At 41.3% G+C, this 12,248-nt stretch carries 10 protein-coding genes and 7 tRNA genes; 4 read left to right on the top strand and 13 right to left on the bottom strand.

Annotated features, from left to right (window positions below; genetic code table 11):
* Window positions 1–31: 31 nt before the first annotated feature.
* From AAGD16_RS05475 to dnaQ, 10 genes are all read right to left on the bottom strand, one after another.
* Window positions 32–748, bottom strand: a complete 717-nt coding sequence (locus tag AAGD16_RS05475; protein ID WP_028835342.1) for a helix-turn-helix domain-containing protein — start codon at window positions 746–748, stop codon at window positions 32–34.
* Between the two features lie 311 nt (window positions 749–1,059).
* Window positions 1,060–1,136: transfer RNA gene (locus tag AAGD16_RS05470), tRNA-Asp, on the bottom strand.
* Window positions 1,137–1,189: 53 nt separating this feature from the next.
* A tRNA-Asp gene (locus AAGD16_RS05465) sits at window positions 1,190–1,266 on the bottom strand.
* A 37-nt stretch (window positions 1,267–1,303) separates the two neighbouring features.
* Window positions 1,304–1,380, bottom strand: a tRNA-Asp gene (locus tag AAGD16_RS05460).
* Window positions 1,381–1,418: 38 nt separating this feature from the next.
* Window positions 1,419–1,495 (bottom strand) — tRNA-Asp (locus AAGD16_RS05455).
* A 31-nt stretch (window positions 1,496–1,526) separates the two neighbouring features.
* Window positions 1,527–1,603: transfer RNA gene (locus tag AAGD16_RS05450), tRNA-Asp, on the bottom strand.
* Window positions 1,604–1,644: 41 nt separating this feature from the next.
* Window positions 1,645–1,721 (bottom strand) — tRNA-Asp (locus AAGD16_RS05445).
* Between the two features lie 27 nt (window positions 1,722–1,748).
* Window positions 1,749–1,825, bottom strand: a tRNA-Asp gene (locus tag AAGD16_RS05440).
* Between the two features lie 98 nt (window positions 1,826–1,923).
* Complete coding sequence (locus tag AAGD16_RS05435) at window positions 1,924–3,294, bottom strand: TIGR03503 family protein (protein ID WP_377114141.1); 1,371 nt, start codon at window positions 3,292–3,294, stop codon at window positions 1,924–1,926.
* Between the two features lie 9 nt (window positions 3,295–3,303).
* Window positions 3,304–4,017, bottom strand: coding sequence for a DNA polymerase III subunit epsilon (gene dnaQ, locus AAGD16_RS05430; protein WP_013464558.1), 714 nt, complete (start codon window positions 4,015–4,017; stop codon window positions 3,304–3,306).
* Window positions 4,018–4,085: 68 nt separating this feature from the next.
* Between dnaQ and rnhA the strand changes: the two genes are divergently transcribed.
* On the top strand, window positions 4,086–4,550 hold the full coding sequence (gene rnhA / locus AAGD16_RS05425; protein ID WP_036956940.1) for a ribonuclease HI: 465 nt from the start codon (window positions 4,086–4,088) through the stop codon (window positions 4,548–4,550).
* A 14-nt stretch (window positions 4,551–4,564) separates the two neighbouring features.
* Here the strand turns inward: rnhA and AAGD16_RS05420 are convergent, their stop codons facing one another.
* Window positions 4,565–5,326: a class I SAM-dependent methyltransferase gene (locus AAGD16_RS05420; protein WP_008465729.1), complete on the bottom strand. Its 762-nt coding sequence runs from the start codon at window positions 5,324–5,326 to the stop codon at window positions 4,565–4,567.
* A 53-nt stretch (window positions 5,327–5,379) separates the two neighbouring features.
* Between AAGD16_RS05420 and gloB the strand changes: the two genes are divergently transcribed.
* Window positions 5,380–6,153 carry a hydroxyacylglutathione hydrolase gene (gene gloB / locus AAGD16_RS05415; RefSeq protein ID WP_377114136.1) on the top strand — a complete coding sequence of 258 codons (774 nt, stop codon included), beginning with the start codon at window positions 5,380–5,382 and terminating at the stop codon, window positions 6,151–6,153.
* A 187-nt stretch (window positions 6,154–6,340) separates the two neighbouring features.
* On the top strand, window positions 6,341–7,918 hold the full coding sequence (locus tag AAGD16_RS05410; protein WP_377114133.1) for a LysM peptidoglycan-binding domain-containing protein: 1,578 nt from the start codon (window positions 6,341–6,343) through the stop codon (window positions 7,916–7,918).
* 53 nt (window positions 7,919–7,971) lie between these two features.
* Here AAGD16_RS05410 and AAGD16_RS05405 read toward each other — a convergent pair whose 3' ends face one another.
* A complete protein-coding gene (locus tag AAGD16_RS05405) occupies window positions 7,972–9,342 on the bottom strand; it encodes a Gfo/Idh/MocA family protein (protein ID WP_377114130.1) in 1,371 nt (456 codons plus the stop codon).
* A gap of 162 nt (window positions 9,343–9,504) precedes the next feature.
* Here AAGD16_RS05405 and AAGD16_RS05400 point away from each other — a divergent pair, with 162 nt between their 5' ends.
* Window positions 9,505–11,118 (top strand): M28 family metallopeptidase, encoded by a 1,614-nt coding sequence (locus tag AAGD16_RS05400; protein WP_377114127.1) that lies wholly within the window; start codon window positions 9,505–9,507, stop codon window positions 11,116–11,118.
* 31 nt (window positions 11,119–11,149) lie between these two features.
* On the opposite strand, the gene AAGD16_RS05395 is transcribed toward AAGD16_RS05400, so the two are convergent.
* A complete protein-coding gene (locus tag AAGD16_RS05395) occupies window positions 11,150–12,097 on the bottom strand; it encodes an EAL-associated domain-containing protein (protein ID WP_016899465.1) in 948 nt (315 codons plus the stop codon).
* Between the last annotated feature and the right edge of the window lie 151 nt (window positions 12,098–12,248).

Genomic DNA, 12,248 nt, shown 5'->3' with positions numbered 1-12,248 from the left:
TTTTCATGTACGCAGGCTTTTTATTACTTTTTTATTGCTTGGTTAATCTGGGTTCCAGTAAAGCGAACGCCAAACCAAATACAGCAGCCAAAATACCTAAAAACTCAAACCAACTATTGCCTGCATGTGGTATTGTTCGCGAGAGTTCATCTACGTTATAAAGTCGTTTACCTCCCTCGACTTCTTCAACAAATGATTCACCGATGTATTCATCCATTAACTTAAAACTGGGTACCCTTCTGGCCAGCATTTCACGCGTTTTTTCCTCTCTTTTCTCTCGGTTTGAATCAATAATATAATTGCTCCAATGAGTAAAAACATTCAGGGGTTCATCTGTTTTGATCACACCCAGTGATTTGTATTCGTAAAAGCGTTCATTGAACAGATAATTTTTATGTCCTGCATAAAATAATGCACAGCCAAAAGAAATCAGAAACATAGCGAGGTATATAATTTTACGCTGTGCGACTGAGCTCTTTACTGCTTTACTTTTAAACCACAGCTCTAAATCGGGTATTTGCATGAGTCTTGTTTTGTCATGGCTGTAGGTAAGGGGCTTCATAAACTCATCAATTGAAAGGTCTAATGCTATCAATAAAGCTCTAAATATTTCATTCGAGGGAATTGATTTATCGTTTTCAAGTTTTGATAAATAACTTTGCTCTATACCTACTTGCTGAGCAAATTCAGGTTGGCTCAATTTTTTATTATTTCTTAGCTGCTTTAATTGCTGACCTAATGTACTCATCTTAATGCTTCCTTTTTTAAAGTGAGATTAGATTCTTGGTAATTCATGCAGAGATAAGAAGCTGAATATTGAAGAATAGACAAGAATATTAGCAGGTTAGTATATAAGAGTCGAGCTGATATCTGATAGCTGATAGCTGATAGCTGATAGCTGATAGCTGATAGCTGATAGCTGATAGCTGATAGCTGATAGCTGATAGCTGATAGCTGATAGCTGATAGCTGATAGCTGATAGCTGATAGCTGATAAAAATGATGTTTGGATTTATTAATAAGTAAATTATTTATTGCTTGTTATTGAGGAAATAACAAGTGGCGGAGTGGACGGGACTCGAACCCGCGACCCCCGGCGTGACAGGCCGGTATTCTAACCAACTGAACTACCACTCCGCAGTGGTATGTGCATAGGGTAATGCACTTACTAATTTTGTTACGATATCAAATGGCGGAGTGGACGGGACTCGAACCCGCGACCCCCGGCGTGACAGGCCGGTATTCTAACCAACTGAACTACCACTCCGCAGAGATATCTTTTTACTTGTCATTACTTAATTTGTTGGCGGAGTGGACGGGACTCGAACCCGCGACCCCCGGCGTGACAGGCCGGTATTCTAACCAACTGAACTACCACTCCAGCATACAAATTTTGTAATATAACAGTGTTTAAATAGTTGGCGGAGTGGACGGGACTCGAACCCGCGACCCCCGGCGTGACAGGCCGGTATTCTAACCAACTGAACTACCACTCCAGCGCGTATTTAAACTGTTATTTTTTCTTATTGGCGGAGTGGACGGGACTCGAACCCGCGACCCCCGGCGTGACAGGCCGGTATTCTAACCAACTGAACTACCACTCCATAATAAGAATATGTTTTACAACCATATGTTGTGTAAGTGTTGGCGGAGTGGACGGGACTCGAACCCGCGACCCCCGGCGTGACAGGCCGGTATTCTAACCAACTGAACTACCACTCCAGCTTTTACTTACAAATTGTCGAAAATTGGCGGAGTGGACGGGACTCGAACCCGCGACCCCCGGCGTGACAGGCCGGTATTCTAACCAACTGAACTACCACTCCGCATTTTCGTTGCTGTCTGAGTCTCCCCTGACAGCGGCGTGAATAATACGAACCAGCCCCTACTTCGTCAAGGGCTTTTTTGTTTTTTTACAGGTTTTTTAGTCATCTGACATCGAAAGGTTTAAAATTTCACCTGTTTTGTCATTTTTTGAGCCATTTTCTGCATCAGTTGTTTTTTGCTGTTCTGATTTTTTTGCCTCGGTTGCTTTCTTTTTCTTTAAAAAAGCAAAATTCAATTTAAGTTTTATTGGTTTATTCTGCACAAAAACACGAATACATAACCAACCAATAAATAATATGACCAAATTCCCACCAATAATTAAACTTACCATTACACCGGTTGCCATTACTTTTGGTTTTATAACAGGCTCTGGAATATTTTCTTCCTTAATGAGGCTCGCTTTTGGAATTTCAGGAATAACTTCTATCGGTCTTTCTATTTCAAATAAATAGGTTGGCAACGTAGCCATAAACTCTCTGTCATTTACTGTTGAGCCAAACACAGAAATTTCAATGTTGTAACGTCCCCATCCGTAATCTTGTAAAGCCAGTTCTCTTACTGCGGTGTTATTAGTGTCTAAGTAAAATACTTGCTCTTCATTATTGGGATAATAAATTTTCCCTTGCATGATCACGGTTTCAGGCTTTAATAACTTTTCATCAATATTTATAGTAATACGGTGATCGTCCCCCTCATCGGTTGCTTCAACTGAGGTAAAACTAAAAGGCGGCTCATGCACAACTATCGTGTCTTGAACAACTCGTCGCTCAAGGACATCGGTGGTAATATAAAGTTCTGGCCGCCACTCGCCTGGAGTAAAATTTAAAGTAAACTCACCCGTAAACACACCGTCTTTTGCACTTTCATCAAATCCGTAGCCATCGTCTTTAAATTCAGTAACTTGCTGTATGCCCGCTCCAAAATTTTCAAAATTTTCATTATTAGTACTCACAAAACTCACATTGAGCGATACCGCATCTTTGAAAAGATTAGCGCGAATGGGCTCGCCATCATTTAAAATCTCACCGGTTACCTTTACAGTTTCACCCTGAAAAAGAATCTTAGGGAGTGGATCAACCTTAAGTGATAGCTCACCAATTACAACAATACGGCTCTGTGGCATTATTTGGCCAATAACTTGCCATGGCCCAGGCATAGGGTTGCGAATAACCACTAGGTCGTAATTTAATTCGTCGTACCAATCTAGGCTGGTGTTTCTTACCGCATTGGTTGCAAAGTACTTAGTGCCATCGGGTCTAACTAAAATAACGGCAGGCGAGCCAGGACGTCTAAAAAATATTAATTTTATTTCATCAATTTTGTCATCTATACGAAAACGGTTATCCAGTAACGGTATTTCATTTTGTTTTCCGCTGCCTTTTAACTCTTCAACTTGTTTAACGCTGTGTGCATCGGGAATGAAGCACGCGGCGATTAAAAACAGTGAAACTACTAATAGCGTTTTCATAATAGTGCCTTATTCAGCGCGCCATAAACAATGGCCGCCCTCCTTTTGTACAATGTCTAAACGTGATTGATGTGCGCTTTGCTCTGCTTCGCTTGCTGCTACAACAACCAATGGGGCTCTATCGCTGTTTAAGCGCCTAATACCGCCCTTTTGATCTTCACTTGAGTCATCTTTATTTTGATTAAGATTTAGCTTTACTTGTCCCCCGGTCATTGCCAAGTAAACATCGGCTAAAATCTCAGAATCCAGTAAGGCGCCGTGTAACGTACGCTTAGTGTTATCAACATCGTAGCGACGGCAAAGCGCATCTAGGTTGTTCTTTTGTCCTGGATGCAAGTCACGCGCCATTTTAAGGGTATCAAGCACGCCACAAAAATCATGGGTGTTTTGATAACCTTGATTTAATAACGCAAATTCATTATCCATATGGCCAATATCGAACGGCGCGTTATGAATAACGAGTTCTGCGTCTTTAATATAGTCAAAAAACTCTTGGGCAATGTCTCTAAAAAGCGGTTTGTCACGTAAAAATTCGTTGGTAATACCGTGAACGTCGATTGCTTCTTCTTCAATGCTGCGTTGTGGATTTATGTAAACGTGAAAATTATTGCCGGTTAACCGACGATTCATTAGCTCCACACAGCCTATCTCAATAATACGATGCCCTTGTTTAGGGTCGATGCCGGTGGTTTCTGTATCTAAAACTATTTGTCTGCGTGCCATATCGAATTAAGCCTGACTCTGGTATCTTTCTATAATCACTTTATTGTACATAATATCAAGGTAAAACAGTGCAAAAAACCGTAGAGATTTACACCGATGGTTCGTGTTTAGGTAATCCAGGCCCCGGTGGTTATGGTATTTTTATGATTTATGAAGCCCACGAAAAAAAATTAAGTCAAGGTTACAAACTCACAACAAACAACCGCATGGAAATGCTAGCTGCCATTGTTGCGCTAGAATCACTTAATCGTTCATGTCCTGTTACCCTGACTACCGATAGCCAATACGTAAAACAAGGCATTGAGTCGTGGATCACCAATTGGAAAAAACGCGGTTGGCAAACCTCTGCTAAAAAGCCGGTTAAAAATGTCGACTTATGGAAACGTCTCGATAAAGCCTGCACCGAGCACGATGTTACTTGGAAATGGGTAAAAGGTCACAGTGGCCATAAATATAATGAAATTGTTGACGACCTTGCCCGTGATGCGGCCAGCGGCAACAACTTAATTGATGATGAAGGTTACCAACCGTAACCCTCAACATCGCACTATTTTTTATTTTGCTGATAATGTTGTTTTGAGGTTTGCCTAAGCCCTACCCCTTTTATTGGCGCAAATTGTGGCCGAGCATGCCACTTAGGTTTTATTGGCGTAAGTGGCGCAACGCGCTTTCGTGCCACCAGCAAATATACACTGCCCATAGGTTTTAAATATTGCTTGGTAAAGCTGCGCCAAAACGCAAACCGCGACAACCGGTTACCGCGTGCCAACGATGAATAAATAAAGCGTTCATCGGCCACAATTTCAAACCCAAGCAAATTAAGCCAGTCTTTTACCCGTGCAGGGGTAAAAAAGCGCCCTGTCCACGGTAATTTTTGACCACTAAATGGCAGTAATTGCGCTAACCCACAAAAGCTAAACGGATTAAAACCGGTAATGGCAATATAACCGCCGGGAATAAGCGTACGATGAGCCTCACGTAATATATGATGCGGATCTGAGTGATACTCTAAACAATGGCTCATAATGCACGCATCTATACTGTGCTCATAAAAAGGCAGTTCGTCTATGTCAGCCACCACTCCGGTATAAGGGCCTGGCTCTGCAACGCATACTTGATGCTTAATGGAACTTTTGCTGGTATCTAACTCGCCACTTAAATTACCCAATTTAAGCATATGATAGCCAAACATACGTGGTAACCACGGCGACAATTTGCGTTCTATATCACAACGTAAATAATCACCATGCGGAAACTGTTGCCATGACAACGGTTTGGGGCCTTCTTGAAAACTAAGGGCTGGTTTCATTATATAAGCTCGTTATAATATTAATTAAATACCACTTTATAGAGCAACGATACATGGTGCAAGTCAAAGCAATTAAAGCCTTTTCTGATAACTACATTTGGTGCTTAACCACCGAGCATAATAATCAAGCGTGGGTGGTTGACCCTGGCCAATCTGCGCCGGTCACTGAGCATTTAGCACAGTATAATTTAACCCTAGGCGGTATTTTAATAACGCATCATCATTATGATCACACTGATGGCGTTGCCCAATTAGTAAAACAGTATCCAAACGTTGAGGTTTACGGCCCAAGTAACAGTCCATTTAAAGGAATAACAGAGCCTTTAAATGAAGACCAAACGATTACCGTTTTAGGCACCTCATTTAATATTATCACCACGCCTGGCCACACACTCGATCATATTTGTTATGTTAATGATGCACTGGCCTTTACTGGCGACACCCTATTTAGTGGTGGTTGTGGGCGCTTATTTGAAGGCACTCCAGAACAAATGTGGCATTCCTTTAATAAACTTAGTGCACTACCGAGTGATTGCAAAGTGTATTGCACTCATGAATACACCCAAGCGAATTTGGCGTTTGCAAAAGCGGTTGAGCCACGAAACCCTGAACTACTCGCCTACAGTGAACGCGTTGATCACAAACGTAATAAAGATGAAATAACGTTGCCAAGTACCATAGGCCATGAGCTGAAAATTAACCCTTTTATGCGTAGTAATTTGCCAAACATTACAGAATTAATACCAAAAGAATATTGTTTAGTTACAAAAAACAATGAACCTTGGGAAAACTTTGCTAGTCTGAGAAAGTTCAAAGATCATTTTTAATTTGGGCCTGTTGACCTTTCAAGGTTAAACATGCGCTAGCAACAACAATAATAAAACGATTAGTTAATAAACAATAAGTTAACATTTTCTAATCATATTTGTTTGAAACTTTTAACGGTCATAAGTGGCAATGTTGACTCATTATGGGTAGTATTCGCCGAGTTTTTTACCCTATGTATTGGTATTTATGAATAAATCTCCTCTTTTATTGCTCTTAGCGATGACGCTAAGCGGTTGTCAAACACTGACAACGTTAAACACAGATTCACAAAATCAGGCACTAGAGCAGCTTGAAGGCGCAAGCCCAAACGATATTAGCACGGCGCTGATGATGAACGCGCAATATCAACAAGTGAACGATATCGAAGAGGAAGCCCCTGTGTTTGACGATGTTTGGGAGCGTATTCGTTACCAATTATCTATCGATATTCCCCAAAATCGCCCAGTGGTCGCTGAGCGTAACTATTATGCGCGCCATCAAGCATACTTAGATCGTATCTCTAAACGTGCTGAGCCGTATTTGCACTTTATTGTTGAAGAAATTGAAAAGCGTGAAATGCCAATCGAAATTGCACTTTTACCTATAGTAGAAAGTGCTTTTGACCCTTATGGCTACTCGCATCGCACCGCATCGGGTATTTGGCAATTTATGCCAGCAACCGGCGAGCGTTTTGATTTAAAACAAAACTGGTGGTATGACGGCCGTCGCGACATTGTGCAATCAACTCGCGCAGCGCTTGATTATCTCTCATACTTACACAAAACCCTTGAGGGTGACTGGCTGAACGCAATTGCAGCTTATAACTCAGGTGAAGGCCGCTTACTGCGTGCGATTAAAAAGAATCGTAAAAAGCATTTACCTACCGATTTTTGGTCACTTGATTTACCTCGTGAAACCACTGCCTACGTGCCTAAATTATTAGCATTAGCCGATTTATTAAAGCGCGCTGATGATTTTAATGTGTCATGGAAGCCTATCATTAACGCGCAAGTGGTTGAAGTGGTCAATATTGAGTCACAGATTGATTTAGCGCTGGCAGCCGATATGGCTGACATGACCCTTACCGAGCTATACAGACTAAACCCTGGATTTAACCGCTGGGCAACAGACCCTGATGGCCCACACTTTTTATTAATACCCACCGATAAAGTAGAGCAATTTACAGAAAAATTGGCTGCAACTGACATTAAAAATCGTCTTCGCTGGCAACAATACAAAGTTAAAAAAGGTGATAGCCTGTCGGTAATTGCCAGTAAATTTACCACTAGCACCAATGCAATAAAGTCATTAAATAAGCTTAATTCAAACGTCATTCGTGTTGGCCAACAAATTTTAGTGCCGCTAACAGATGGTAAAATTAACAGTGAACATTTACCTCAGCAAGTACGCGCGGCCGCTAATAAAAGTTTGCGTACTAAGCTCTCACACACGGTAAAAAGTGGCGACACATTGTGGGACATAAGCCGCGAATACGATGTCACTATGGGTGAATTAGCTAAGTGGAATAAACTGAAGAAAAATGCAGTGCTGCGTTTAAATCAAAAATTGGTTGTTTATAAATCAGCAAATCAGCCTAAAGAGTCAGCGAATAACACCAACCGCACCATTACTTATAAAGTGCGTCGGGGTGATTCATTAGCGCGTATAGCCTCTAAGTTTAATTTAACCGTGAGCGATATAATTAAATGGAATGACTTGGCTGGGCAAAAATACTTACAGCCAGGCCAAAAGCTTAAACTCAAGGTTGATGTGAGAAGTAGCTAATAAACATAACCAATAAATAAAAAAAGAGCGCATGCGCTCTTTTTTTATTTGGCTTAGCTTACAATGCCCAAAGGCTGTGCGGTTTGCCATGCCCCGCGAGTAAAATCGGGAATATCTATTGAGCGGCTACGCTCACTCACAGACTGGGCTGATAACGGCGAAATAACCGACCATGCCGCCCCGTCATAAACGTCTTGATCTAGCGGTTCACCATTTCTTAAGCAGTAAATCATCCGCCAAAACATTAAAAAGTCCATGCCACCGTGACCACCATTGCGCTGCGCCTCTTCACCCATTTTTGTCCATAAGGGATGGTCATACTGCTCATACCATGCGCTCATATCATAATCCCACTCATGAAAACTTTTTGAGCCACCAGTTTCAAGAGCAATACGATTAGGGAAACCTGCAAACACGCCATTCGTGCCTTGTATTAAGTTATGTCGTGAGTACGGCCGAGGGGTTGTCGTATCGTGCTGCACCATAATACTGCGCCCTTTGAGAGTTTTAATCAGCGTCGTGTTCATGTCACCAGCAATATAATTGAGCTGGTTACGGGGATGATCGGAAGCAAACTCACGTTGCGCATAGGCGCTTCGGCCAAGTGAAGGTGAGCTCATTGAGGTTAAAAAATCGAACCGATCGCCACGATTTATATTCATGTATTGCGATACCGGCCCTAATCCATGCGTAGGATATAAATTACCGTCACGTCTTGCATGCCACTGCGTTCGCCATGAGCCTGTTTTGTGCTCAAGCTCTTTCATTTGCCAGCGCAGTTCATGAATATACGCCGCTTCGCCATGTAACAGCTCCCCAAATACACCTTGGCGTACCATGTTTAATACCATTAACTCGTCGCGGCCGTAGTTAACATTTTCCATCATCATGCAGTTTTTTTGCGTACGCTCTGCGGTATCGACAATTTGCCACATTTCATCAACAGTCAGTGCCAGAGGCACTTCAACAAAAGCATGTTTTGCGCTGTTCATGGTATCGATAGCCATTGGCGCATGCCATGCCCATGGTGTTGAAATAATCACAATATCAATATCTTGTCGTTCGAGCATTTGTTGATAAGCGCGCTCACTGCCACTATACAATGCAGGCTTTGCCACTCCCGTATCAACTAAATAATTAGCGGCACGTTCTAAAACCTCTGTATGAGTATCGCAAATAGCCACTATTTGAGTGCCTTCAATGTGGCTCATACGCTTTATATGGCCAAACCCGCGCTGACCCACACCAATAAACCCTACTCTCACCACATCCATTTTAGGTGCGACCAAACCGATAACGGAGCGCCCTTGTTGCATAGGCGCGCTAGTATGAACACTGCCACTAGATGCACAGCCACTAACCACACCAGCAGCGGCAGCTACACTGGCTGCCTTTAAAAAATCCCGACGATTAAATTGCTTCATTACTTATCCCTTTTGTTATTATTTTTAACTTACCTAATGGCGGTTAATGGGTAAAGGGCCAAAGAGGTAAGCTGCATAAAAATAGGTTTAAAAGGGATAAAAATTCGCATTGTGTTATTGTTTGGGGTTATAGTCGAAAAAAATATTATTTCCTAACTTATTATGTCTTATATAAAAACCATCACATTTTTTTTAGTTATTGTACTAACGGGTTGCTCAGAGTCTGCAACCCCCACTTCCTCGCTCGAAAACAGTCCGGGCGTTAGTTTAAATAATATAAAACAGCATATTAAAACCCTTGCCTCTGATGACTTTGAAGGTCGCGGTCCATTAACATTGGGTGAAGTAAAAACCGTTGGCTATTTGAGTGAACAATACAAAGCCATAGGGTTAACTGGTGCCTATAACGGTGATTTTTTACATCCGGTTAAAATGGCCATGATCACCGCAGATCAAAACATGCAATTGACCATGGGTGATTTAAGCTTTAAAGCGGGTAAAAACTTTACTGCTCGTACTAAACAATTACAGCCTGTTATTGATGTTCGCAATTCTGATGTGGTCTTTGTCGGTTATGGTATAAATGCCCCTGAATATAACTGGAACGACTACGCCAATATTGATGTAACCGGTAAAACCGTTATTGTGCTGGTAAACGATCCGGGCTTTGCCACTCAAGACGATACGTTATTTACTGGTAATGCCATGACTTATTATGGTCGTTGGACTTATAAATATGAAGAAGCCGCGCGCCAAGGCGCTAAAGCGGTCTTTATTGTTCACGAAACAGCTCCTGCCGCATACCCTTGGGGGGTAGTTGAAAGCTCAAATACCGGCACTAAATACAGTCTAATGGATAACAACCTCAATGCATCTGAATTGCCCGTTATGGGCTGGCTAACACTCGATGCCACCGAGCAAATATTTGCATCAGCACACTTAAATTACCAACAATTAAAGCAACAAGCACTTAGTGAGCAATTTCAAGCTAAAGCGTTGAATTTAAAAGCAACCCTTGCATTTAAAAACGAAGTGTCACATGCAAAATCACACAATGTGGTCGCAAAAATCACAGGCAGTGAAAGCCCAGATGAATACATCGTTATTAGTGCCCATTGGGATCACTTTGGCACTAAACAAACCGACAGCGGTCCTAAAATTTATAATGGCGCCGTTGATAACGCATCAGGCACCGCGGCCACCCTTGAGATTGCTCGAATAATGCAAAAAATGCATCAGCAAACACCGTTTAAACGCTCGATTATTTTTGCCAACTTCACCGCCGAAGAAACCGGTTTAATTGGTTCAGCGCAGTTTGCCTCTGGTGACGTGATCCCAACAAAGAATATGGTTGCCCTACTAAATATTGATGGGATGAACGTACTCGATAGCACCGACTATATTTTACAGTACGGTAAAGACCTCTCGACTATGGAACACTATTTAGCTAAAGCCGCAAACGCGCAAGGACGTCAAGTTAAACTGGATCCTCGTGCGCAAAATGGCTTATTTTTTAGATCGGATCATTTTTCACTCGCCAAACAAGGTGTGCCAAGCTTACTGTTTATGAGCTTAGGTGATACCGATCCTGACTACATCACTCATAAATACCATAAAGAAGCTGACGATTACTCAGCTGATTGGTCATTAGGTGGGGTAAAACAAGATATAGAACTGATTGTTGATATAGCCTCACAACTGGCGAATAACGGTGATTGGCCAAAATGGACAAGCGAGTCTGACTTTAAAGCTAAACGCACCGCTGACAAACAATAAATACAATTAAACATTACTATTTAAAATCCTCCTACTCGGAGGATTTTAGTTTTACCCGTGCCTGTGTAAGCAATGTTTCAGCTTTTGCCCCTAAATACACATATATCGCTAAAGCAATTAAAAGTCCCACCACTGCAAGCATCATCGCTATAGCTGGCATTAAATACTCTGATTGCCCTAATGCGGCTTTAAACATAGTGAGTAGTGCTTCAATGGATATAGCAATTAACACGGTAGAGATAAACCGGGTAATGGTTCGTCGTGTTGATGAGTGTCTAAAAATATCTTTATGCATGAGGATTTCTTCCTCAAGAATTGTTTTGCCAAGATCAAAAACAGCCAATGCTAACGTGATATAAATAATGATGCTAAAGGGTTCTAGGGGATCGGACGAACTATTTACGTGAGTTATTAATTCATAGATGTCGATAAATACGATGTTGAGTAAAAAAAGCACCAAACTAAATAAGCACGCCACAATAATGCCATAACCTGCTTTAAAATAAGGTGACATAGTCGCACGAGCGGTATCACCCATCACAAACTCAATAAGCTGCGTTAAACTTACATCAACAACTAAATAATGTTGATTATTGATAGGTTTGTTTAATTCTTTAATCGCAGATATACATAAATGGTTGGTCGCAATAGAAATATAAGGCGCAGTAAAACAAATAGCATTACAGGCTTTTACATTTAAAAAATAAGGCCGCTCACTTAAATCCTGATTATTGCCTCTCTGTGCTAATTTTTTATTGTAGGCACGTTTAAAACAAACGTTATTGCCCTGTTGTGAGCCCTTCTCGTCCAAACAGTATTGTAATTCTAAAAAAGGATAATGCTTTGTTAAATAGCGCATATCACGATTATTAGCGATGCCGTCATCTATACTCATTAAAATTGATTCTAATAAGCTATGTATTATCTGCTCATATTCGTTATAGCGCTCAACACTACTTATATAACTCATTCTCGCCATAGTTAGGCTCCTTAAATACCCTAATCAACAGCTAAGCAAGTTTAAAACCAAGAATTAAAGAATATAAAAATCAATAGATTAAATTAAATACATTGATGCCATTGCACTATTTTAGTGACAACTGCACACACTATTTCTCGCCACGCACAAA

Source organism: Pseudoalteromonas sp. M58 (genome assembly GCF_042604605.1).
In the GTDB taxonomy this organism is placed as follows: domain Bacteria; phylum Pseudomonadota; class Gammaproteobacteria; order Enterobacterales; family Alteromonadaceae; genus Pseudoalteromonas; species Pseudoalteromonas tetraodonis.
This window is presented reverse-complemented; position numbering and strand designations above follow the sequence as displayed.

Excerpts from the sequence above, each read along its gene's own strand:
- AAGD16_RS05475 (WP_028835342.1), bottom strand. The coding sequence starts at position 748 with ATGAGTACATTAGGTCAGCAATTAAAGCAGCTAAGAAATAATAAAAAA.
- AAGD16_RS05435 (WP_377114141.1), bottom strand. The coding sequence starts at position 3,294 with ATGAAAACGCTATTAGTAGTTTCACTGTTTTTAATCGCCGCGTGCTTC.
- dnaQ (WP_013464558.1), bottom strand. The coding sequence starts at position 4,017 with ATGGCACGCAGACAAATAGTTTTAGATACAGAAACCACCGGCATCGAC.
- AAGD16_RS05420 (WP_008465729.1), bottom strand. The coding sequence starts at position 5,326 with ATGAAACCAGCCCTTAGTTTTCAAGAAGGCCCCAAACCGTTGTCATGG.
- gloB (WP_377114136.1), top strand. The coding sequence starts at position 5,380 with ATGGTGCAAGTCAAAGCAATTAAAGCCTTTTCTGATAACTACATTTGG.
- AAGD16_RS05410 (WP_377114133.1), top strand. The coding sequence starts at position 6,341 with ATGAATAAATCTCCTCTTTTATTGCTCTTAGCGATGACGCTAAGCGGT.
- AAGD16_RS05405 (WP_377114130.1), bottom strand. The coding sequence starts at position 9,342 with ATGAAGCAATTTAATCGTCGGGATTTTTTAAAGGCAGCCAGTGTAGCT.
- AAGD16_RS05400 (WP_377114127.1), top strand. The coding sequence starts at position 9,505 with ATGTCTTATATAAAAACCATCACATTTTTTTTAGTTATTGTACTAACG.
- AAGD16_RS05395 (WP_016899465.1), bottom strand. The coding sequence starts at position 12,097 with ATGGCGAGAATGAGTTATATAAGTAGTGTTGAGCGCTATAACGAATAT.